Origin of the sequence: Kitasatospora sp. NPDC058406 (genome assembly GCF_042722765.1) — a bacterium.
Lineage (GTDB): Bacteria > Actinomycetota > Actinomycetes > Streptomycetales > Streptomycetaceae > Kitasatospora.
In genome coordinates this window covers 23,659-45,192 of record NZ_JBHXKE010000043.1, presented here as the reverse complement: position 1 = coordinate 45,192, position 21,534 = coordinate 23,659, and the positions used below count along the sequence as shown (strand labels likewise).

17 protein-coding genes and 1 pseudogene are annotated in these 21,534 nt (G+C 75.9%); 1 reads left to right on the top strand and 17 read right to left on the bottom strand.

Translation table 11 applies throughout. The features are described from left to right. The first annotated feature begins 143 nt into the window (after positions 1-143). Complete coding sequence (locus tag ACFWOG_RS11645) at positions 144-1,466, top strand: aminotransferase class V-fold PLP-dependent enzyme (protein WP_380357140.1); 1,323 nt, start codon at positions 144-146, stop codon at positions 1,464-1,466. 152 nt (positions 1,467-1,618) lie between these two features. On the opposite strand, the gene ACFWOG_RS11640 is transcribed toward ACFWOG_RS11645, so the two are convergent. From ACFWOG_RS11640 to ACFWOG_RS11560, 17 genes and pseudogenes are all read right to left on the bottom strand, one after another. Further along, positions 1,619-2,188: an NADase-type glycan-binding domain-containing protein gene (locus ACFWOG_RS11640; RefSeq protein WP_380357149.1), complete on the bottom strand. Its 570-nt coding sequence runs from the start codon at positions 2,186-2,188 to the stop codon at positions 1,619-1,621. A 57-nt stretch (positions 2,189-2,245) separates the two neighbouring features. Further along, positions 2,246-2,677: pseudogene (locus ACFWOG_RS11635) on the bottom strand (zinc ribbon domain-containing protein); the annotation flags it as partial. After that, on the bottom strand, positions 2,677-3,264 hold the full coding sequence (locus ACFWOG_RS11630; RefSeq protein ID WP_329881655.1) for a phage tail protein: 588 nt from the start codon (positions 3,262-3,264) through the stop codon (positions 2,677-2,679). The pseudogene ACFWOG_RS11635 and the gene ACFWOG_RS11630, both read right to left, overlap by 1 nt. Next, the gene (locus ACFWOG_RS11625) at positions 3,261-5,222 is read right to left on the bottom strand and encodes a putative baseplate assembly protein (protein ID WP_380357137.1); all 1,962 of its coding nucleotides are present in this window, start codon (positions 5,220-5,222) and stop codon (positions 3,261-3,263) included. The genes ACFWOG_RS11630 and ACFWOG_RS11625 overlap by 4 nt, the downstream gene beginning before the upstream one ends. Then, positions 5,222-5,644 carry a GPW/gp25 family protein gene (locus ACFWOG_RS11620; protein WP_329881657.1) on the bottom strand — a complete coding sequence of 141 codons (423 nt, stop codon included), beginning with the start codon at positions 5,642-5,644 and terminating at the stop codon, positions 5,222-5,224. The genes ACFWOG_RS11625 and ACFWOG_RS11620 overlap by 1 nt, the downstream gene beginning before the upstream one ends. Further along, the gene (locus tag ACFWOG_RS11615; RefSeq protein WP_329881658.1) at positions 5,644-5,961 is read right to left on the bottom strand and encodes a PAAR domain-containing protein; all 318 of its coding nucleotides are present in this window, start codon (positions 5,959-5,961) and stop codon (positions 5,644-5,646) included. Before ACFWOG_RS11615 ends, ACFWOG_RS11620 begins: the two co-directional genes overlap by 1 nt. A 68-nt stretch (positions 5,962-6,029) precedes the next feature. After that, entirely contained in the window at positions 6,030-7,847 is a 1,818-nt protein-coding gene (locus ACFWOG_RS11610) for a VgrG-related protein (RefSeq protein ID WP_380357133.1), read from the bottom strand. Next, positions 7,844-8,665: a peptidase M23 gene (locus ACFWOG_RS11605; RefSeq protein ID WP_380357130.1), complete on the bottom strand. Its 822-nt coding sequence runs from the start codon at positions 8,663-8,665 to the stop codon at positions 7,844-7,846. Before ACFWOG_RS11605 ends, ACFWOG_RS11610 begins: the two co-directional genes overlap by 4 nt. Before the next feature lie 61 nt (positions 8,666-8,726). Beyond that, positions 8,727-9,152 carry a phage tail protein gene (locus ACFWOG_RS11600; protein ID WP_380357127.1) on the bottom strand — a complete coding sequence of 142 codons (426 nt, stop codon included), beginning with the start codon at positions 9,150-9,152 and terminating at the stop codon, positions 8,727-8,729. Between the two features lie 34 nt (positions 9,153-9,186). Then, positions 9,187-9,477, bottom strand: coding sequence for a hypothetical protein (locus ACFWOG_RS11595; RefSeq protein ID WP_380357124.1), 291 nt, complete (start codon positions 9,475-9,477; stop codon positions 9,187-9,189). A gap of 2,818 nt (positions 9,478-12,295) precedes the next feature. Then, positions 12,296-12,454, bottom strand: coding sequence for a DUF6760 family protein (locus tag ACFWOG_RS11590; RefSeq protein ID WP_355401189.1), 159 nt, complete (start codon positions 12,452-12,454; stop codon positions 12,296-12,298). Next, positions 12,451-12,945 (bottom strand): hypothetical protein, encoded by a 495-nt coding sequence (locus tag ACFWOG_RS11585; RefSeq protein WP_380357121.1) that lies wholly within the window; start codon positions 12,943-12,945, stop codon positions 12,451-12,453. Before ACFWOG_RS11585 ends, ACFWOG_RS11590 begins: the two co-directional genes overlap by 4 nt. Then, positions 12,942-13,382: a phage tail protein gene (locus ACFWOG_RS11580; protein ID WP_329884140.1), complete on the bottom strand. Its 441-nt coding sequence runs from the start codon at positions 13,380-13,382 to the stop codon at positions 12,942-12,944. Before ACFWOG_RS11580 ends, ACFWOG_RS11585 begins: the two co-directional genes overlap by 4 nt. A 62-nt stretch (positions 13,383-13,444) precedes the next feature. Next, the gene (locus tag ACFWOG_RS11575) at positions 13,445-15,001 is read right to left on the bottom strand and encodes a phage tail sheath family protein (protein ID WP_380357117.1); all 1,557 of its coding nucleotides are present in this window, start codon (positions 14,999-15,001) and stop codon (positions 13,445-13,447) included. Between the two features lie 296 nt (positions 15,002-15,297). After that, on the bottom strand, positions 15,298-17,406 hold the full coding sequence (locus ACFWOG_RS11570) for an AAA family ATPase (protein WP_380357115.1): 2,109 nt from the start codon (positions 17,404-17,406) through the stop codon (positions 15,298-15,300). Then, complete coding sequence (locus ACFWOG_RS11565) at positions 17,403-18,107, bottom strand: DUF4255 domain-containing protein (RefSeq protein WP_380357112.1); 705 nt, start codon at positions 18,105-18,107, stop codon at positions 17,403-17,405. The genes ACFWOG_RS11570 and ACFWOG_RS11565 overlap by 4 nt, the downstream gene beginning before the upstream one ends. Beyond that, positions 18,104-21,415 (bottom strand): hypothetical protein, encoded by a 3,312-nt coding sequence (locus ACFWOG_RS11560; RefSeq protein WP_380357110.1) that lies wholly within the window; start codon positions 21,413-21,415, stop codon positions 18,104-18,106. The genes ACFWOG_RS11565 and ACFWOG_RS11560 overlap by 4 nt, the downstream gene beginning before the upstream one ends. Positions 21,416-21,534 lie beyond the last annotated feature (119 nt).

Here is a 21,534-nt window from a genome sequence, read left to right as displayed (position 1 = left end):
GGGGGGCGGGGGGCCCCGCGCGGTTCCCCCCAAAACTACGCGGAGGGGGGGCCGCCGCCACCCCTGCCCCCCCTGCCCCGGACGCATCCCGACCACACGCCCCGACCACCCACACCCCGGCCACGCGATCAGGCGCAGGAGACATGAAACCGCTCATCGACCGCCGACGGCTCGTCCTCTCCGGGCTCGCGGGCGGGGCCCTGGCCCCGCTCGCCGGAGTCCGGGCGTCCGCCGCGAGCCCGGCACCGCCCGAGGTCTCGACCCCGCCCCGCAGCTTCGCGCCGGGCGACTGGAACTCCGTTCGTGACCAGTTCCGGCTCTCCCGCGCCTACGCGCAGTTCGCGGCCTTCACGTTCGCCGCCCATCCGGCCGGTGTGCGCGCCGCCATCGCGACGCACCGGACCAAGCTGGACGAGGACCCGAGCCGCTACCACCGGGAGAACGCGGACCGCGAACTGGCCGCGCGTGTGGCCGCCGCCGACTACCTGGGTGTCCGCCCCCTGGAGGTGGCGCTGACCGACAGCACCACCATGGGGCTGGCGATCCTCTACCAGGGGCTGCGGCTCCGGCCCGGGGACGAGATCCTCACCACCCGGCACGACTTCCACTCCACCTATGAGGCCCTGCGCCAGCGCGCCCTGCTGACCGGCGCCGCAGTGCGCCGGGTGAGCCTCTACGACGACCCGGCCGGTGTCTCGTCCGACCAGTTGACGGGACGCCTGCTGGCGGCCGTGACCCCGCGCACCAGGGTCCTCGCGCTGACCTGGGTCCACTCCGGCACGGGCGTCATGCTCCCGATCCGGATGATCACCGACGCGGTGGCGGGGATCAACGCGCGCCGGGACGCGGCCGACCGCATCGTCGTCTGCGTCGACGGCGTCCACGGTTTCGGCGCGGACGACACCGTCGTGGCGGACCTCGGCTGCGACTTCTTCGCCACCGGCACCCACAAGTGGCTGTACGGGCCGCGCGGCACGGGCATCCTCTGGGGGCGAGAGGACGCCTGGCCCCTCGTCCAGCCGATCATCCCGAGCTTCGGCTGGATACGCGAGGACCCGCCGCCGGTCGTCGACCCCGGCCTGATGGCCACCCCGGGCGGCTTCCACACCTTCGAGCACCGCTGGGCCCTCCCGGAGGCGTTCGCCTTCCACGCCTCCGTCGGCCGGGACCGGATCGCGAACCGCATCCGCACCCAGGCCCGGCAGCTCAAGGAAGGACTGGCCGCGATCCCCGGCGTCCGCGTCGCCACGCCCCACGACGACGCACTCTCCTGCGGCATCGTCTGCTTCTCCGTCGCCGACCGGACACCCCGGCAGGTGGTCACCCGCCTGGAGTCCGACCACCGCGTACTCGCCGACGTCACCCCGTACGGCGGCACCCTGGTCCGCCTCGGCCCCAGCCTGGTGACCGACCCGCAGGAGGTGGACAGGGCCGTCCGCGCAGTGGCAGCGATCACCCGCCACTGAGCCGACCACTCCGTCGAGCTCCTTCCGGACCGGTCGACCGCCCGGCCGGCACGGCGATGACGGCTCGCACGTTCATCCCCGGTGAGCATCACACCGAGCACCTCCACGTGAACATCCCGGTGGGTCCCCGTGAGCGCGGCGCTCACGGGGACTCAGCTCCGCTGGAAGAACTCCAGCTCGGCCAGGGCGAGATGGCGGTCGCCGTCCAGGCCTGCGGGGGCGTCGAGGGTCAGGCGGACGGTGATGGCGTCGCTGATGCCGGTGGGGAAGGTCTGCGGGCCGGGCTTGTCGATCAGGGTCAGCTTCCTGACCGACTTCCGGCCGTCCGAGGCCGTCACCTCCATGTCGATCCGCAGTGCCCGACCCTCGCGGGCGTAGTCCTCGGGTGAGGTCGAGGCGCCGTTGGTGACGATCACGGCCACCAGGCGGAAGGGTTTGGCGAAGGTGCAGGTGACCGAGGCGCCAGGGCCCGGTGCGCCCCAGTAGCGGTTGCTGAGACCGTCCGTGGCGTTGCCGGCCGGCCGGCCGGGCACCTCGGCACTCGCCTCCACGCGGACCGGGGTCACCGGCTTGCTCTTGCCCAGCTTGTCCCGGGTGTCCTCGATCAGGTTCCGGCCGGCCGGCAGCAGCAGGAAGCCGCCCGCGCACAGGGCCAGTACCACGGCCAGGATGACCAGGAAGCGCGTTGTCCGGCCCGAGCCGGCCCGGGTGCGGCGGCGCAACCGCCAGATTCTCCGCCACCAGGGGAGCGGCGGTGGGGCCGTACCGGGCGTGAGCGGGGTCGCGCAGCGGCGGCAGAAGCGGCGCTCGGGCGGGTTGGGCGTGCCGCAGGAGGGGCAGGGCGTCCCGGCGGCGCCGTCGTCCACCGGGACCGGGCGGACGACCGGACGTGGTGCGACGGCCTTCGCCGGCCGCACGGGCTGCGGTGAGCCGGGGGGAGGAGGGTCGGAGGGGCGAGGGGGTTCGGCGGGTGGCGAGGGCTCGGGGGGACGGGCGGCGGCGGGAGGACGGGGGACGGCGGGAGGTGAGGGGTCGGCGCGCCGGGGTGCGGCGGCTTCCGCCGGGGGATCGGCAACCGGGGCAGCCGGGGGGTCGGCAACCGGGGCAACCGGGGTGGCCGGGGCGTCCGACCAGCCCAGGTACGAGCCGCAGTTGCCGCAGAAGCCGTCCGTCGGGCCGTTGGACGCCCCGCACGCGGGACACTCGCGCATCACTGTCGCTCCTCCTCGCTCGTGGGCGGTCCCGGGAGGACCTCCACCCGGCAGACCGTGTGGACCGGGCACAGGCTCCGGACCAGCGCCCGGACCCGGTCCGCGTCCACCTCGTGCGCCGCGTCCACCGCTCCGCCGTGCCGCGGCCACACCCGGACGACCACCTCGTCGGCCGGGGCGGGCGGCAGCGCGCCACCGGCCGTGCTCGACCAGGCGGCCCCGCCGTCCCCGGTGATTTCGGCGGACACGCCCAGCACCAGGCGCAGGGCCTCGACCAGGCCGCGCCGGGTGCCGCTCCAGCGGTGCAGTTCCGCCGCGCGGGCCACCGCCTCGCGGCGCAGCGCCAGCGGCCAGCGCGGGTCGTCGGTGCCGCCCACCCAGGTGGCCAGCCAGGCCAGGAAGTCGGCCGGGGCCAGTCGCGGATCGAAGTACGAGGGCAGGTTGTCGAGGGTGGTGAACACCGGGGCCAGTACCGTGTCCAGCCCCGCTGTGAACCGTTGCGCGAAGTCGTCGTCGGCGTACAGCGCGGGCAGCTGCTCGCCGATCGGGTGCCGGCTGGGCAGGCCCGGGACGGCGGCCCGGCTCATCCGCGCACCTCCGGCTCCGACGCGGTCACGACCACCTGGTGCTGGTAGGAGAAGACCAGCGCGCCCGCGCCGACGTCGATCCGGTCGACCGGGGCGCCGCGCCGGCCCGTGACCGGGTCGGCGGCGAACAGCCGGATCTCCTCCACCACCGCCTCCCCGACGGCGCGTTGCAGCACGCCGAACACCTCCCCGTACTGCACGGGCCGCCCGAACGGCCGGCCCGTTCCGTCGGGTCCGCCGCGCAAGGGGTCGAGGTGCCGGTAGAGCGCGTCGAGCGCCGCGTCGCGCACCCGGTCGGCGTCCGCGGCCGGTACCGAGAGCCGGGCGACGACGGTGACGCCCTGGTAGAACGGCGGCTCGACGAGGAGCCGGGTGCCGATCAGGCGCCGCTCGTCGAGGGCCGTGGTGATCCTGGCGAGGACCTGGTCGGACGGGATCAGCTGCTCGAAGCGCAGCCGGCCGCCCTCGTCGGCCACCGCGTCCGGCACCACCAGGACCCGGACCGCGCCCGCGCCCGCGTCCCGGTCGGGCAGGCAGCGGACCCGGCGTACGGAGGGTGCCGCCTGCCGGGCGATGATCTCGTGGTCTTCGGCGGTCACCGCACGCTCCTGCATGCGCAGCGTCTCCGGTGCCCGCAGCTTGGCGTTGTCGATGGTCTCCCCGGCGACACCGCCGCGCGCCGCCTCCCGGTTGACGACCCGGGCGACGTAGGGGACGGAGCTGCGCAGGACGGAGACCGCGCCGCGGGAGACGTTGCCCGCCGGGCCGCCGCCGGTGCGGTAGCGGGCCACGCGGATCCGGGCGCCCTTGGCCGGTACGGCCCCGCACGGCCGCAGGGTGCCGTCGGCCTCGCGCAGCACCGGCGGGAACGCGAACTCGCCGGTGGTGGCGTCCACCCGGACGTGCCGGTCGGCCGGCCCCGAGCGCCCGAAGTGCTCCACCACCTCCCAGCGCTGCCACCCGTCCGGCGAGGACACCTCCACCACGGGGGGTTCCCCGTCGAGCAGCACGGGCGGTCGGCCGAGCCGGAAGGACTGCCCCGCCACCCCCTCCGACACGCCGAGCGGTACGTCGGTCACCCGCTCGGCGTGCTCCACGGCCGTCGTGCCGCCGACGGTGAAGACGGCGGCCTCGCGCACCGTCGGCGACTCGGAGTAGAACGGCTGCCCCGGCTCCGCCTCGGTGACCCGGCAGCGCAGCCAGCCCGCCCGGGTCCCGCTGACCAGCGACGCCGTGTGTCCGGCCGGAACGTACACGATGACCTCACCGGGCCGGTTCAACCCGCCGGTGCTGTCGGAGCCGGTCTCGCAGCGCTGCCACCGGCTGCCGTCCCACGCCTCCCACACCAGCGGGGGCTGGCGCGGGTCGACGCCGACGCCCTCGACGCGGCTGTCGAGGCGGACCGCGACCACGCAGCGCGGCACCGCCGTCGGCAGGCCGAACAGCAGCGCGTCGCCGGGCTCGGGCGCGGCCTGGAAGCACGGGATGTCCCGGCCCTCGGCCAGGGCACCCGTCCGGTCGGTCTGCTCGCCGGCGCGGGGCGCGGTGACCAGCCGGGTCAGCTCGCTCGGCACGATGCGCAGGTCGTCGGTGGTGGCGAAGACCACGGCCGCCTCGGTCTCGCCGGCCGCGGTCGTCACCTCGGTGCCCGCGGGCAGCGTCACCGTGTCCGGTTGGGGGGCCGACAGCCAGAAGTCGACCTCGGCGACGGCCGCCGACGGCGGGTACAACCGGATGCCCAACAGGTCCAGGAAGGCCAGGTAGTTCTTGTCCGGGACCCGGTTCAGCCGGTACAGCAGCTGGTCCACGAGGTAGGCGAACGTCTCGATCAGGGTGACGCCCGGATCGGAGACGTTGTGGTCGGTCCACTCCGGGGCGCGCTGCTGCACGTACCGCTTCGCCTCGTCGACGAGCTGCTGGAACCGTCGGTCGTCCAGGTTGGGGGAGGGCAGGGCCATCAGTCCGCGACCGTTTCCTCGGTCCCCTCCTCGGAGGGGATCGTGTAGAAGGGGAAGACCAGGTTGCGCCGGTCGTTGGTGGTGCGCACCGTGTAGCGCACGTCGATGTAGAGGGTGGCCGTCTCCACCGCGTCGAAGGCCACGACGACCTCGTCCACCGCGATCCGCGGCTCCCAGCGCTCCAGCGCCTCGCGCACCTGCTGGGCGATCCGCCCGGCGGTGACGCCGTCGCCGGGGGCGAAGACGTACTCGTGGATGCCGCAGCCGAAGTCGGGCCGCATCGGTCGCTCGCCGGGCGCGGTGCCCAGCACGAGGCGGATGGCCTCCTCCAGTTCCCGCTCCCGCTCGACCATGGCGATCCCGCCGGTCGGCCCGACCCGCAGCGGGAACGCCCAGCCGCGCCCGATGAACTGATCGCCCATCACGGACCTCCGATCAGCACGTCGGGCGCACCGGTCAGGACCGCCGCGCCGCACGCCGTCTGGTCGCGGGCCCGCGCGGCGGGCAGTCCGCCGATCAGCACCACACCCCCGGTGACCGCGGCCGGGTTGGGTACCAGCACGTTCCCCGGCCCCAGGGCCGCGTGCGGCGGTACCGGGCAGACGTGCAGGCTGCCCACCACGGCGGCGGGCCGCCCGCCGATCAGCACCGTTGCCACCCGCGCGGCGGTGCCGGGCGGCGGGGTCGCGATCCGGCCACCGTGGTTGGTGGGGTCACCGGTACGGGCTGCGGCCGGCATCGGGGGCTCCTCGGGTAGAAGGGGGAGAGGGGAGAACGGTCGAGGGCGAGGGGGGTGCTCACGTGGGGTCAGTTGATCCGGATGAGGCGGGCCTTGAGGACGGCGAGCAGGCCGCCGTCGACGGAGACGTCCGCCGTCCCGGACACCTGGACCGACCGGCCGCCGATGCGGACCCCGGCCGTGCCGTCGATGTCCACCTGCCGGCCGGTCACCTTCACGGTGCCCTGCCGGGCGTCGAGCGTGATGCCGTTCCGGTCCAGCAGGACGGAGGTCAGCGGACGGTTCCGTCCCGCGTACACGGTGAGTTCGATCCGGCCCCGGCGGTCGTCCAGGCGGACCTCCAGCCGTTCGTCCCCGGTCACCAGCCGCAGCCCGGAGGGGCCCGGCGCCGGCGCGTCCAGCAGCTCCACGCGGTGACCCGAACGCGAGGCCACCGAACGGCGGTTGACCTTTCCGCTGGTCGCGTCGACCAGCGGCACCTCGTGCGGCGAGGGCTGGTCCACCCCGTTGTAGAGTCCGCCGATCACGTACGGGCTGTCCAGCAGGCCCTGCTCGAACCCGACCAGCACCTCGTCGTTGACCTCGGGACTCACCACCCCGCCACCGCCCTTGCCGCCCCACTGGACGGTGCGCACCCAGTCGGTGACGTACGTGTCGTCCAGCCAGGGGAACGTCAGACGCACCGCGCCGCGTTCGGAGCCGTTCGGCTCGCGCACGTCCGTCACCACGCCGATCGCCACACCGGGGATGCGCGGGCCGCGCCCCGGAGCGTCGGCGCCGGTCATCAGACCGGGCAGGGAGCGGTCCGGGCCGGCGCCGACCCACACGGTGGTGCGGTAGCCGCCGTGCGGCTCCAGCACGTGCTGCACGGCCGTGGCCGTGTACCGGCCGGAGAACGCCGGCCCCACGTTGCCCAGCGCCACCGGTTTGCCCGCCCGCAGCAGCGGATTGCCCTCGGCCACCGCCTCCAGGTCGCCGAAGCCGGCGCTCACCCGGGCCGCCGCCGCGCGGGCGACCGCCGCCGTCTCCGCCTGCGTCCGGTAGGGGGTGTCGGTGACGGCCACGGCAGACTTCCCGAACCGGGCGGCCGTCCCGGGAGCGAGCCCCGGCACCACGGTGTCGCTGACCACGGACGGCTGCTCGGCGACCAACGGCCGCTTCGTGGCGACGTCCCAGCCGCGCACCTGCACCTTCGAGGCGCCGTCGGCGGCCGACAGCGCGGCCCGCAGCGCCAGCAGGTTGCGCCCGTACTCCAGGACCATCGGGTCGAGCGCGGCCGACGTCGAGGGGGAGGGCGCCCCGGACGCCTTCGCGGGCCTGGTGAACTGGAGCAGCCCCTTGTCGTCGACGCGCACCCGCGCACCGCTCTCGCCCGCGAGGAACTGCAGGAACTCCCAGTCGGAGACGTTCGCCTGGGACAGCTGCCGGTACATCACCGGCGCGGCCTCCACCGTCCCGACGGCCAGGCCGGCGCCCGCAGCCACCTTGCGGACGGTGTCCGCGGCCGTCATGTTCCGGTACGCGACGACCTTGCGGCCGCGCTGGAGCCGGTGGGCCCTGGAGTAGGCGCGGAGGACGGTGAACGACCCGGTGCCGTCCCGGTCGATCTCCAGGGCCGTGACCTCCCCGTTGAACAGCCGCTCCCGCGCCTGCCCCTTCGCCGTCGTCACCGACACGCGCAGCGGGGAACCGACGGTGACGCCGGTGGAGCGCAGGAACTCGTGGTCGGGGTCGCGGTAGGTGAGCACGGCGGCGTCCGGCAGGCCCACGTTCTCGTCGACCACGCAGCTGACCAGCTGCGCCGCCCAGATCTGCGGCAGCTCGCCGGGGGCCTCCACGATCGGGTCGGCCGCGAAGGACCTGCCCCCGGAATCGAACCCGCTCACCGTTCCCCCTCGCCGCTGCCGTCGCCCAACCCGTTGCCGCTGCTTCGTCCGTTGTCGAGTCCGTTGTGGAGTCCGTTGTCGAAGGCGTGCCTGCCGCCGGTCGCAAGGGCGTGGTCGTCGTCCCGCAGGGCCGGCACCACCAACTCGGCGCCCGGGGCGAGCACCATCGGGTCGTCGATGCCGTTCGCCTCCGCGATGACCCGCCAGGCCGTCGCGTCGCCGTACTCGCGCCAGGCCAGCATCGCCAGGCTGTCGCCCGCCACCAGGGTGTGCGTGCTGCGCGCGGTGCGCGCGCCCGACGTCGGGTTCTGGCCGGGCGGTTCGACGCTCGCCTCCTCGATGGACAGCGAGCAGGTCGCCCGCAACGGCGTGCCGTCCACGTCGAAGAGCGTGTACGAGACCGACAGGTTCGACAGCACCCCGTCGAACGAGGTGGTTCGCGCGCTGCCCCACTCGAAGCGCACCCAGGGGCTCGCCGGCTTCTTGCGGCCGAGACTGGCCGGGGTCGGCACGCACGCCTTCATCAGCTTCTCGACGGCCCGCTCCACCGAGTCGTCGTGGGTGGCGGTGGCGTCCAGGAAGACCTCCAGGCTCAGGGTGCGCGGGCCGCTGCCCACGAACTCGGGCAGCGCCGACTGCCCCGCCATCCGGGACGGGGACCGTCGCCACTCGGTGGTCTTGCCCAGTTGCAGGGTCGAGGGGTTGAACTGGAGGTCGAGCCGGGCGATCGTCCCGCCGGGCTTGGCCCCGACCGAGGCCGGGGGCTCTTTCAGGGTGAGCTGGGCCCTGGCGCGGCTGGCGCGTGCCGAGAAGGCCATGGTGTGGCTTCCTTCCGGAGCGGGAGTGCGGCGGTCGTGGGACGGGGCGGTGGTGGGACGGTCAGACGGGGAGGAGTCCCGCGTGGGCGATCTCCAGGGTCTCCACCGCGGCCGCGGAGTTGGCGGGGTCGAAGGACGGACCCTGCCAGCGGACCGGGACGATCCCGAAGACCTGCCAGCTGATGATCCGGCTCAGATCGGGCCGCAGGGCCACGATCTCGCCGTCCTTCGGTTCGACCCGCCGCAGCGTCTCGTCCAGCCAGCGGCCGATCTTCGCCGTGTCGGCGGTGACCGGCCGGGTGAGGGTGATGTTCGACCAGGTCACGCGACCCGGGAGCTGCCAGGTGAAGCCGTTGTTGCCGCCCTCGGCGTAGCTCTCCATCTCGACCTCGGCGCCCATGCCGGAGCAGGTGTGGAAGGCGCCCAGGTCGTTGCCGCCGATCGCCAGCCGGAAGAACACACTGGTCGCGAAGATGTTGTCCGTCATCGGTCCGTCGTCCGTTTCTCGTTCGTGCGGGTGCTCAGCGGCGGCCGTCGAAGGTCCTGCCCGCGCGGTCCCGGCCGCGCCGCAGCTCGGCGCGCAGCAGGCGGGCGACCGGGTCGAGCAGGCGGCGCGCCAGGTCGTCCAGGTCGAGATCGCCGCCCGGTGGTCCGGCGTCACGCGGACTTCCGCCGGTTCGGTCGGAGGGGGTGACCCGCTGGTCCGCGGCCGTGGTGGTGGCCGGGGCGGTGGTGCCGGGGGCGGTGGCGCGCGGGGCGGGGGCGGTGGTGGCCGGGACGGTTCCCCGGATGCTGCCGGTGTCGCGTTGCACGGGGAGCGGGGGCGGGGGCGCCGCAGGGGGGACTCCCGGCGTGCCGCCGGGGTCCGGCGTCCTGGACCGCACCAGCGGCACCACGGGTACGGGCCGCGCCGAGGACGTGGCCCGGGAAGGCTGGACCACCAGCGGTGGCGCGTGCGGGGCGGTCACGGGCAGCGGGCCGGACGGGTGCCCGGAACCGGAGGTGTAGAGGGCTTCGGGTCCACGAAGGGGTTCGGACGGGCGAAGGGGGCCGGACGCGGACGCCGGGTGCGGGCCGGGGGAGCCGGGCGCTCGCTGGACGTGCTGCGGCGCGGCGGCGGAGGGCGGGGCGGCCCAGCGTGCCGCGACCACGGGGCGGCTCACCGCGCGGGCGGTAGCGACGGTCGCGCTCCCCATGTCCCGGCCGCTGCCGAGGGCCAGGGGCCGCGCCGCGAGCAGCTGGACGCTGCGGTGCGGAGCGGCCGGTGCCCGGCCCGGGGCCCCGGGCCGACCGGTGAGGACGAGCGGGACGGACCCACTCGTCCGGGCCCCTGCGGGTGGCGCGGGAACTCCGGCGCGACCGCCGTGCCGGGACGCGGTGGTCGGGGACGGGGGAGCCGGTGACGTGGCCGTGGCCGCGGGGTGCTGTCCCGCTCCCGGCACGGGCACGGCCGCGCGCTGGACGGTGGACGGGGCCGCGGGGTGGTTGGCGGTCGGTGGCATCACGGGCAGCGGGGCCCCCAACCCGGCGCGCGGACGCCGCGCGGTCCGCCCAGGGCCGCCCTCGGCAGCCGGAGCCTCCGGCTGCCGCTGCACGACCGGCAGGGCCGGCCCCGGGGGCGCGCCCGCGGAGGGGGCTTCACCGGCCTGCGCCCGGAAGGTCGCGCCGGCACCCAAGGGTGCTGCGGTGGCGGGGAGTTCGGCCAGCGGCGGACCGAGGGTCGGCCGGCCGGTCGCGCGTTGCACGGGTGTGTCGGAGCCGGTTTCCGCCTGGTGCTGGACGATCGGCATGGTTGGTGTGGGGGTGGCGGGATCTGGTGCCAAGGGTGTTGCGGGAGTGGAGGGTTCGGGTGTCGGTGTGCCGAGGGTGGGGTGGTCGGTCGCGCGTTGCACGGGTGTGTCGGAGCCGGTTTCCGCCTGGTGCTGGACGATCGGCATGGTTGGTGTGGGGGTGGCGGGATCTGCTCCCAAGGGTGTTGCGGTGGCGGGGAGTTCGGGTGTCGGTGTGCCGAGGGTGGGGTGGTCGGTCGCGCGTTGCACGGGTGCGTCGGAGCCGGTCTCCGCCCGGTGCTGGAGCATGGGCGCGGCTGGTGCGGTGATGGCGGCTTCCGTCGCCAAGGGTCGGCTGGGAGGTGGGAGTTCGGACGCCGAAGCGCCCGGGGCAGGACGGTCGGCGGCGCGTTGCACGGGAGCCGCGTCCGCGCCCCGCGCGGGTGCGCCGGGCCGGTCGGGGACGGTCTCCGCCTGCCGCTGGACGACAGGCATGGCCGGTGCCGGTGCCGGTGCCGGAGTGGGGGCGGGGGCGGGGGTGGGACCGGCCACGTCCGAGGGCGCGCCGGGCGCCGGGACTTCGGTCGGCGGGGTGCCGAGAGGGGGCGCGTGGTCGGCCGCCCGCTGTACGGGTGCGTCGGGGGAAGGTCCGCCGGTGTGTGCCGGGGGGACGGCGGGCACTCGGCGCCTGGGTATGGCGGGCACCCGGGCGACGGTCAGCGACCGGCCGACAGGGCGCGTCCGCACCACGGCGCGCGTCGCTTCGGCGCGGTCCGCCGGAGCCTCTCCGCCAGGGGGGCCGGGACGGGTGCCGCCGGCGGCGGGGAGGGACCCGGCTCCGGTGGCGGGGAGGGACCCGGCTCCGGTGGCGGTCCGTTGCACGGGCCGGCCGGCGGGGGCGGCCCCCGGGGTGCCCTCGCCGGAGACGCCGCGAACCACCGCGATGCGGCGGACCAGCGGGAGCCGCGCGGGCACCGGCGTACGGCCGGCCCCCGGGGCTGCGGCGGTCGCTTCGGCTCGCTGGACGACGGGAGCGGCGTCCGCGCCGAGCGCGTCCGGACCGAGCACCGCCGCGGACTGCGCGGGCGGGCGGCCACGGGTGCCGGGTGCACCGGCCGCCGCACCGGCCGCCGAGGGGGCCTCCCGCCCGCCGCCGGACCGATCCGGGCGCTCGTCGGCCCGCGAGCGGCCGGTGCCGGCGCTGACCGCGGGCGCGGCCTGTGCGGACACCGGAGCGCCCTTCGCCGAAGCACGCGCACCCGACCCGCGCGCACCCGACCCGCGCGCACCCGACCCGCGCGCACCCGACCCACCTGGCTGCGCCCGCCCGGTGGCCTGCGCACGCGGTGCGGGAGGTGCCTCCGGCTGTGGTGTCCCCGTCCCCGTCCCCGTCCCCGTCCCCGTCCCCGGCGCGGCGTCCGGCGCGGCGCCCGCGTCGGACGGGCGCAGCGCTCTGAGCAGCAGCGGGCCGCCTCCGCTGTGCGTGGGGTGCGCGACGGCGGGGCGGGCGATGCCGCGGACGAGGCCGGTCGGGGCGGTCGGCAGCAGGGCGTGGGCGAGGCCGGTGTCGAAGGACGGATCGCGCCAGGCGGCCAGCCCGTCCCGGAAGGCGAGTCCGTCACTGACGCTCATCGGCGCCCGGGACACGGTCAGGAGGGGTGGCGCGGTGCGGCGCCAGCCGCCGTCCCAGTCCGCGGGCATGCCTGGGCCCAGGCCGGCGGCAGCCTCCCGGACCGCACCCGCCGCGCCCGCCGCACCCGCCGCGCCCGCCGCGCCCGCCGCGCCCGTGCCCACGCCGTCCGAGGGCGCGCCGCCCGGCACGGCGCCGCGCCGGCGCACCCTGTCCCGCCACGCCATTTGCTCAACCTCCTTCGTTCATTCGGGAGTTGATCTGAGCGATCTCGGTGACCCACTGCCGGCGTTCGGCATGGGTCAGGTCGAGGATCTCGTCGCGTTGCCAGTGGAAGTGGTAGGCGACGTACGCGATCTCCTCCCTGAGCCGGGGGAGCGCGTACGTCACGATTCCCCCAGGCGCCCACCGGAGAGGTCGACCTCGAAGCCGCCGTCGCAGTGCGGGCAGGTGACCGCCGCGCGGGTGTGGCCCTCGCTGTTGACGCGCCGGTAGAAGTCCTGGAGGAACGCGACGTCGGTCGCGTACATCCGCTCCACGACCCCGGCGTGCACGTCGGTGACGGTGCCGAGCCGGGTGATGACCTGGCTGAGCAGTACCACGCTCAGGTACGCCGGGTTCTCCTTGACCCGCAGGTCGATCTGGGGCCGTAGCTCGTCGCGGGCGGTGGCCAGGCGCATCGAGCCGTGGCGGTGCAGGGTGCCCGCCTCGTCCACGTACCCGCGCGGCAGTTCGAACTCGAACTCGGTGCGCAGCGCGTGCTCCTCGCGCCGCGCCGGAGCGCCGGAGGGGGGTGCCGTCGGCGGTGCCGGGGCCGGGGCGGGCGCCGTGGCCTGGAGGATCTCCTCCAGGCTGCCCGCCGTCACCGTACGTCGCCTCATTCGACGATGATCTCCTCGAACACGATGGTCACGGACTCGGTGGCCGCGGCGGACTCGCCGGCTTTGAGGGAGGGGCCCTCCCATTTGGAGGCCCAGCCGTTCATCAGCTGGATGCGCCGGACGGTCTCGCCCGTGGAGTCCTTGATCTCGATGGTGAGGTTCTGCCGAGCGGTGTCGACGGCCCCGTTGTTCAGGGTCTCCTTGATCCACGTGGTGAACTCGCTGCTCTTGTCGAGTCCCCGGGTGATCGTGACCTCGCCGGCCTGACGGGCGCCGGGCTGCTTGCGGATGATCTGCTTGCCGTCCTTGCTGACCTGCCGGACCTCGACGACCTCCTCCTCGACGGTCAGGCCGCTGATCTCCTGGATCGACTCGACCAGGTAGCCACCGAGCTGAACGCCGAAGATATGGGTGGAAAGAGCATCGCCCTCTGCCATGACTGTTTGTCACCTTTCCTTGCTGCTCGTCCCGGCGGTCCCGGGAGCGCCGGACCTGCGGGTCACTCGTCGATGAGGCTGGTGCTGTCGGAGAACTGCGCCAGCCGGAACACCACGAACTCGGCCGGCTTGACCGGTGCCACGCCGATCTCGCAGATCACGCGGCCCTGGTCGATCGATTCCTGCGGGTTGTTGTCCCGGTCGCACTTGACGTAGAACGCCTCCGCGGCCGTCCGCCCGAACAGCGCGCCGCGCCGCCACTCCTCGGTGAGGAACGCGGTGGCGTTGCGCCGGATGCTCGACCAGAGCCGGTCGTCGTTCGGCTCGAAGACCACCCACTGGGTGCCCAGGAGGATGGACTCCTCCAGGTAGTTGAAGAGGCGGCGCACGTTCAGGTAGCGCCAGGCCGGATCGGAGGAGAGGGTGCGGGCGCCCCAGATCCGGATGCCCCGGCCGGGGAAGGCCCGGACGCAGTTCACCCCGATCGGGTTGAGCAGGTCCTGCTCGCCCTTGCTCAGGCGCAGTTCCAGGTCGACCGCGCCGCGGATCACCTCGTTGGCGGGGGCCTTGTGCACCCCGCGCTCGGCGTCGCTGCGCGCCCACACGCCGGCGATGTGGCCGCTCGGCGGGACGGTGGCGTTGCGCCCGGCGGCCGGGTCGAAGACCCGGATCCACGGGTAGTAGAGGGTGGCGTAGCGGGAGTCGTAGCCCGCCTCGTCGTTGCGCCAGGTCCGGACCTGCTGTGCGGAGAGACCGGGCGGGGCGTCCAGGACGGCGACCCGGTCGCCCATCTGCTCGCAGTGCGAGATCACGGCGAGCTGGACGGTGCGCACGCCCTCGGCATCGATGTCACCGCGCTGGTGGGAGCCCATCAGGTCGGGCACCGCGACCATGGTGATCTCGTCGATGGTCTCCAGGCCGCCGAGCCCGGTGCGGGCCGCCGCGTCGCCGACGTACTCGGCCGGGTCGAGCCGGGCCGCCGCGCCCTGGCCGGCGGCCGGGGCGGGGACGGCTGTGGGGGCGTCGGGCAGGGCCGCGGTCTGGTTCGCGGGCCGGCCCTGGGCGGTGCCGCGCTGCTCGGTGACCTCGATCAGCGCCGAGCCGCGGGCCTGGGTGACGAGGTAGCCCTTGACGTTCCGGCGGGCCGACACCTCGAAGGTCTCGGCCACCGCCCCGTCGCGGTGGACCAGCAGCCTGAACCGGTCCTCGGGCGGGTTCTCGCCGTCCGCGTCGGCGATCTCCACCGAGAGGCCGGTGACGCCCGGCCGGGCCGCGACCAGGAACCCGCCGAGCGCGACGGGCTCCGCCGCGGGCTGCTCGGGGCCCGCGGCGGCGGGCGCGGAGCTGTCCCGGTCGGAGCCGCCGACCCGGACGACGTACGCGGCGCCGCCGCCGTTGGCGAAGTACCCGTAGACCGCGTGGGGCAGGTAGGCACCCTCGGTGAACCCGCCGAAGCGCTGGGAGTACTGGTCCCAGCTGGTGACGAGCGTCGGTTCGTGGAACGGGCCGGTCCGGGCGAACCCGACGAACGCGGCGACGGCGGTGCCGACCCCTTCGATCGGGCGGGCACCGGACTGCACCTCCTCCACGTAGACCCCCGGGGTGAGGTACGTCGGCATGCTCGCTCCTTCGTGTCACCGGTCTTCGGTGGACAGTCTTCGGTGGACAGCTTCGGTGGACGGTCTTCGGTGGATCTCCGGCCAGGTTCTACGGACGGCGGACGGCGGACGGCTGAACGCCGTCGACGGACCCGGTCGCGCGCCGTCGCGCCCCGCCCCCAGCCTTTCCGGCGGGCCGCGGCCGGCGGGAGGGACCGGGGGACCTGCCCGGGGGCAAGGGCGCTGCCCTCCCCGGCCCTCCCCGGCCCTCCCCGGCCCTCCCCGGCCCGCCGCGACGGCCCGCCGGCCGCCCCGGTTCAGACCCGCGTGACCTGGGCCACGTACGGTCCGAACTCGCCCTCCAGCACCAGCCGGCCGAGCTTGCGGTACTCCTGCGCGACCGCCGCCACCGTCTGGGCCATCGTCAGCGGTCCACCCGACTCGGCGGCGAGGTACGCGGCGCTCACCGCGCAGGCCCGGATGGAGCCTCCGGCCAGGTCGAACCGGTCCGCGCAGAAGTGGAGGTCGAGGTCGTCGCCCCGGGGCACCCGGTCGCCCAGGCAGCGGTCCCACAGGGCGAGGCGCTGGTCGGCGTCGGGCACCGGGAAGTCCGCGACCACGTCCAGGCGGCGGGTGAAGGCCTCGTCCAGGTTGGCGCGCAGGTTGGTGGTCAGGACGGCGATGCCGTCGAAGGACTCCATCCGCTGGAGCAGGTACGCCGACTCCATGTTGGCGTGCCGGTCGTGGGCGTCCTTGACCTCCGAACGCTTGCCGAAGATCGCGTCCGCCTCGTCGAACAGCAGCACCGCGTTGACGGCGGAGGCCTCGGTGAAGATCCGCTCCAGGTTCTTCTCGGTCTCACCGACGTACTTGTCGACCACCGTGGAGAGGTCCACCACGTACAGGTCCATGCCCAGGTCGGCCGCCACCACCTCGGCCGACATCGTCTTGCCGGTACCGGACGAACCCGCGAACAGCGCGATCACCCCGCGCCCCCGCCCGCCGCCGGGCCGCATGCCCCACTGCCCGAGCACCTGTTCGCGGTGGCGGGCGCGCACCGCGAGCTCCCGCAGGCTGCGGTGGGTGGGGGCGGGGAGCACCAGGTCGTCCCAGCCCACCGCGGGTTCGACCCGGCGGGCGAGGCGGGCGAGCCCCGCGCCGTTCTGGGCCCGGACGGCCGTGCGCAGGTCGTCGGGGGAGACCGGGCGGCCGTCGAGCGCGGCCGTGCGCACCGCGGTGCCGGCGGCCCTCCGCAGCTGCCCGGCGTCCAGGCGGTGCGCGGCGACGGACCGGGCGAGCGCCTCGGCCCCGTCCTCGCCGACGCCCTCGTCGCCCCCCGCGCCGTGCTGCTCGCCGGCCCGCTCCAGTGCGTGCCGCCAGCGTGCGACCTGCCGGTCGGGGGCGGGGGCCGCCACCGTCAGGGTGACGGGGGTGTCGGCGGCCCAGGCGGGTTCCCAGCCGCCGGTCCCGTGGGTGAGGAAGGGGAGGCCGCGCAGGGCGTCGCACAGCGTGCGCAGGACCCTGGCCCGCTCGTCGGGCCGGTCGGGGAGCTCCTCCAGCGGCCCCAGCAGGACGCCCGCGCCCAGCAGCCGGGCCTCGCGTGCGACGGCCCGGGCGACGTCCGGCACGCCCCGGGGGTCATGGGACAGCGCCGCCGGGTCCAGGGCCAGCGGCGGCAGCCCGCCCGCCTGCAGCGCGGCGACGGCCAGCCCCTCGGCATCGCCGCCCCGGCTGCGCAGGTGGACATGGCCGCTGCCGGTCCCGGCCGCGGCGGCGGCCCGGCGCAGCTCGGCCGGGTCGACGGCCGGATCACCGGCCGGACGGCCGAGCACTCCGGTCAGCAGCGGGTCGGGCGCGGTGTCGCCCAGCAGGTGCGAGGTGACGCGGTCCGGGACGGTCAGCACCCGGGACAGGGGCGGCCGTTCGGGTTCGGTGACCTCCAGCAGACCGCCCGCGACGAGCGGCGCGGAGGGAGCCAGCCGGAACCGGGCCGCCGCCACCCCGCGGTGCCCGCACAGTTCGAGGGCGAGTCCGACGGTGGGCCGGCGGCGCGTCAGGTCGTCGTTGAGGTAGCCGTAGAGCCGCTCGAAGCGGGTGTCGAGGTCCGGGGCCAGGGCCACCAGCAGCAGGTCCAGGTCCAGGGGCGCCAGGGCGAAGCGGGCGGCGAGCACGGCCAGCGGCGAGCCGGGCGGCGGCGCGTCCGGACCGGGCAGGGCGGGCGGAGCGGGCCGGTGTCCCTCGTCCAGGACGCGGGCGACCGCCTCGGGGGTGAGGAACTGGCCGCGGTACGGATCGTCCGGATCGGGATCGAGCGCGCGCCGGATCGCGACGGCCTCGCGCACCCGCTCCTCGACGACCCGCAGCCGCGCCCACAGGTACGGGACCGGGGTCGGCGTCGCGGCCGCGGGTTCCAGGGTCCGCGTCACGGCTGCCGCTCCCCGCGTCGGCGGCGGGCGGGGGCCGGCCCCCGCTCCCGGGAGCCGCCGAAGCCCTCCGGACCGGGCTCGGCCACCTCCGTGTAGCGCAGGCGCCGCGCGGCCCCCGGCTCCTCCGGTGCGGTCCGGGCCGCGGCGCGGACCACGAGCCCCTCGGTGACCGGTGGGGCGACGGCAGTGGTGGCCCCGGCCAGCGGCGCCCTCACCCGCAGCCCCAGCGACGGCTTGAGCTCGCCGCCCAGCGCCGACCACACGTCGGAGGCGGCGGGCGCGTCGAGCCCGGCGCCGCCGCCGTCCAGGCCCACGATGAGGCCGAGTTCGGCGAGCGAGCCGGTGAGCAGGCGCGGTGGCAGCGCGTCGGTGGACACCAGACACGTCAGCACCTGGGAGAGCAGCCGGTGTTCGTCCTGCGGCCGGCTCGCCCACGCGGTGACGAGGTACGTCAGCTCGAACCAGCGGGCCGGGGCGCGGCGCGCGGCGAGGAAGCCGTCCGCGTCGTACACCTCACCCGCGCCGCTGGCGCGCCGGGTGTGGTCCTCGCGGACGTCGTACAGGAACACGCACACCGTCGGGGCGCTGCGGCGGGCCGCCCAGTCGCGGGTCGGCGCGTCGAACACCACGTCGACGCCCGACGCGTCCAGGCCGGACTCCGCGAGCAGCCGGCGCAACGCCTCGTCGACCTCGTGGATCATCGGCGGATCATCTCGTTGGGCGGCTGGACGGTGCCGCTGACCACCAGGAAGCCGGTCCGCACCGGGGAGAAGCCGGGGCCGTTCGCGGTGATGACCCGGGGGCCGGTCTGATCCTTGGCGAGGATCAGCAACTGGCCGATGAACCGGCCGTCCGGGCCGGGGACGGTCGGCGCCGCCGCGGCCGTGATGCCCGGCTGCCAGGTGAACCGCACCGGCGCGCCGGGCGGGAAGTCCTCACCGCGTACCGAGGTGACGAAACCGGGCTTGCCGATCGGCGGGACCGCGACGATGCGCGGCTGGAGGATCCGCAGCTGCTGACGGGCTTCGTTGTCCCCGGGGTCGGCGTCCGTGCCGGTGGTGGTCAGGGAGCCGGTCACCAGGCCGGTGAGGGCCTGATCGGGGCTGAGGACGACCTGGACGACGGTCCGGGCGCCCGGGGCGAGGTCGGGCAGCGCGCACACCCAGGCCCGGTCGCAGCCCGGCGGCGGCCCGTCGTGGGGCACGCCCCCGGGCAGGCCCACGCGGAGCCGCAGACCGGTGGCCAGCCCTTCGCGGCCGTTGCGAACGGTGTACGTGAGGACCACGCGACCACCGACGTAGCCGGGGTTCGGCTGCGCCGTGAGGCTCAGCCCGGGGCCGGCCGGCGGCTCGGGCGGCAGTGGCGGGGGCGTGCGGATCGGCGGCGGGGCCGGCGGAGCGGGGGCGGGTGTCGGAGGCGGCGGCAGCACCGGGGGCGGCGGCACCGGGTTCGGCGTCGGATCCGCCGGCGGCGTCGGGACCGGGGTCGGCGTCGGGGCCGCTGTCGGGGTCGGGGTCGGACCGGGCGTCGGCGGGGCCGGCGCCGGGCGTACCGGCACCACGGTCCGGCCGGTGTTGTCGCTGGGACGGGGGTCGAGGACGGCACCGGTGACCGACCAGTCCAGCGGCTGGTCGCCGGGCTCGACCCCCGTGACGGTGACCGTGACCGGTACGGTGTCGCCCGGGCGCACCACGCCCAAGGCGCAGACCAGCGCCGCCGCGTCGCAGACGGCGCCGGGCGCGGCGAGGCCCGTGACGATCACCCCGGCCGGGGGCGCGACGGTCAGCCTCGTCCCGGGCGAGGCGGCCGGGCCGTGGTTGACGACGTCCACCCGGACGGTCCCGGAGTCGCCCGCGGTGAGCGGCGCGGCCGTGCCGGGTGCCTGGACCGCGAGGTCCACGGACTGCTGGACGCCCGGTTCCTTCTGGCGGCCCGGCAGCCCGGCGGTGAGCGGGGTGCGGGCCCCGGAGACCGCGTCCACCAGGGACAGCTTCTCCGGGCTGTTGGCGGCGAGGGCGGCCCGGGAGCTGATCACCAGCGTCCTGCCGTCGGAGCTCCAGGCGGCGTCGCGGGGCTGGAAGGGCCCGGTGGAGGTGGTGTCGGGCAGCTCCCGGCCGCAGGCCCCCGGCCGGTCGCGGGCCGCGTCGGGCAGCAGTACCCGGCAGGCGCCGCCAGCCGCGGCGACCAGCAGGATCCCGTTGCGCTCGTCGACCCGGCCGGCGCCGTTCTTGCGGTTGAAGGCGATGGTGGCGCCGTCCGGTGAGAACGCCGGGCTGTCGTCGATGACCTCGCAGGCGCCGGGGCAGTGGGCGGCGCTCAGGTCGCGCTGCCGGTCCAGGCGGTCCAGACGGTCCACGGGCACGGTCCACACGTGCTTGTTGCCCCCGCCACCGTTGATCACCTGGTTGCGGGTGAACGCCAGGGTCGAGCCGTCGGAGGACCAGGTGGGCTGGGCGTCGCCGCCCTGGAGCTGCCCCTCGGGCGGGACGATCACGCCCCGGACTGCGCCGGTGGCGGCGTCCGCGATCAGGATCCGTCCAGGGCCGGAGGCGCCGCCGACCCCGCCGGGGGAGGTCCGGGTGAAGGCCAGGTACCGGCCGTCCGGGGAGAACGTCGGATCGGTGTCCCAGTCCCTGGGGCCGCGGCCCGCCAGCGGGAGCGCCGTCGGGCCGGAGCCGTCGGCGTCCGCGATCCAGATCCGTTCGATCCGCCCGGCCGGCAGGTTCGGTCCGGCCGGCGCGTCCTCGAAGCGGGTCACCACGATCCGGCGGCCGTCGGGCGTGTAGTTCTGCCGCTCGGTCCACGGGTCGTACCCGGCGGCGGGCCGGAACAGCGGGTCCTTCGCCGGATCCGTCTCGGTGTCGGCCGCCGGGTCCTCCTTGAGGACGGTCCGGTTGAGGTCACGGGGGTCGGAGCCGTCCGGCCGGACGTCCTGCAGGGTCACCACGTGCGGGCCGTCCGCCGAGACGCGTTCGACCACCGCGCCACCGCCCTGGAGCGGGCCGAGCCAGGTGGCCGGTCCGACCTCGCGGTCCTCGCTGAGCACCACCTTCGGTTCGTCCTCCGAGAGCGCTCCCACCCGGAAGACGTGGTCCCAGTCGCCCTCACAGCTACAGGTCCGGTCCGGGCTGAGGAAGAGCAGGTCGTTCCCGTCGGGCAGCCAGGCTGCCCCGTGCGTGCGCCACTGGGCCCGCGGGCCCGCCAGCAGCGGCCCGCCGGTGCGCCCGTCGGTCCACCGCAGCCGGGGCCCGTCCGGTCCGGTGGCGGTGTAGGCGATCCGGTCCCGGGTCGCCGGCCCGTCCACCGGGTTCCACACCGGCTCGGTGCCCGCGCCGTCGGCGGGGTCGGAGACCCGGGTGGCGGGCCCGCCCCGAAGCGGCCGGACGTAGACCTGCCGGCCGGCGGCCCGATCGGCGTCGGAGGAGTACGCCAGCCGCGCGCCGTCGGGCGAGACCGTGGGGTGCTCCTCGTTCGCGGGGGTGTCGGTCAGCCGGGTGAGGCCGGTGCCGTCGGTGCGCACCAGCCACAGGTCGCGCTGGGTGCCACCGGCCCCGGCGGGCCGGGCCGCGTCGAAGACGACCGACCGGCCGTCCGGCGTCAGCCGCGGGTTCGCCGCGTCCAGACCGCTGGTCAGGCGGTGCACCGAGCCGTCGGCGGAGCGCAGGTAGACCTGCGGGGCCTGCTCGTCGCGGCGGCTCGCGAAGACCAGCCGGTCGCCCAGGGCGGCGGGCTGGACGTCGAAGTGCGCCGGGCCCTCGCCGAACAGCGGGGGGCTCGTCGTGTCCGTCGCCACCCGGCCGAGGCTCCGGTGGCGGGTACCGGCGTACGCGATCCGGCTCTCCCCGGCATCGGCCGCCGCGGCCCGGGCCCCGGTGCCGTCCGCGGGGGGCCGGTCCCCGGCGCCGCCCGGGCCGGCGGCCGTCGTCACCGCGAGCAGAGGCACCAGCAGCAGCGCCGCACCGGCCCTGCCCCAGCGGTCTCGCCGACGGCCGGAGCCACCCGTGCCCATCACGGTCCACCTCACAGTCCGGTCCAGCATCCATGTCCGACGGTGCCACCCTGCCGGTCCGCGGCCGCGGACCGGCAGGGCCCCGGGGCCGCGCTCGGGGGAAGCACCGGCTGCGCTTT

What these genes read in the sequence shown, in the direction of transcription:
- ACFWOG_RS11645 (WP_380357140.1), top strand. Translation starts at nt 144, where the DNA reads ATGAAACCGCTCATCGACCGCCGACGGCTCGTCCTCTCCGGGCTCGCG.
- ACFWOG_RS11630 (WP_329881655.1), bottom strand. Translation starts at nt 3,264, where the DNA reads ATGAGCCGGGCCGCCGTCCCGGGCCTGCCCAGCCGGCACCCGATCGGC.
- ACFWOG_RS11625 (WP_380357137.1), bottom strand. Translation starts at nt 5,222, where the DNA reads ATGGCCCTGCCCTCCCCCAACCTGGACGACCGACGGTTCCAGCAGCTC.
- ACFWOG_RS11620 (WP_329881657.1), bottom strand. Translation starts at nt 5,644, where the DNA reads ATGGGCGATCAGTTCATCGGGCGCGGCTGGGCGTTCCCGCTGCGGGTC.
- ACFWOG_RS11615 (WP_329881658.1), bottom strand. Translation starts at nt 5,961, where the DNA reads ATGCCGGCCGCAGCCCGTACCGGTGACCCCACCAACCACGGTGGCCGG.
- ACFWOG_RS11605 (WP_380357130.1), bottom strand. Translation starts at nt 8,665, where the DNA reads ATGGCCTTCTCGGCACGCGCCAGCCGCGCCAGGGCCCAGCTCACCCTG.
- ACFWOG_RS11600 (WP_380357127.1), bottom strand. Translation starts at nt 9,152, where the DNA reads ATGACGGACAACATCTTCGCGACCAGTGTGTTCTTCCGGCTGGCGATC.
- ACFWOG_RS11585 (WP_380357121.1), bottom strand. Translation starts at nt 12,945, where the DNA reads ATGAGGCGACGTACGGTGACGGCGGGCAGCCTGGAGGAGATCCTCCAG.
- ACFWOG_RS11580 (WP_329884140.1), bottom strand. Translation starts at nt 13,382, where the DNA reads ATGGCAGAGGGCGATGCTCTTTCCACCCATATCTTCGGCGTTCAGCTC.
- ACFWOG_RS11575 (WP_380357117.1), bottom strand. Translation starts at nt 15,001, where the DNA reads ATGCCGACGTACCTCACCCCGGGGGTCTACGTGGAGGAGGTGCAGTCC.
- ACFWOG_RS11565 (WP_380357112.1), bottom strand. Translation starts at nt 18,107, where the DNA reads ATGATCCACGAGGTCGACGAGGCGTTGCGCCGGCTGCTCGCGGAGTCC.
- ACFWOG_RS11560 (WP_380357110.1), bottom strand. Translation starts at nt 21,415, where the DNA reads ATGGGCACGGGTGGCTCCGGCCGTCGGCGAGACCGCTGGGGCAGGGCC.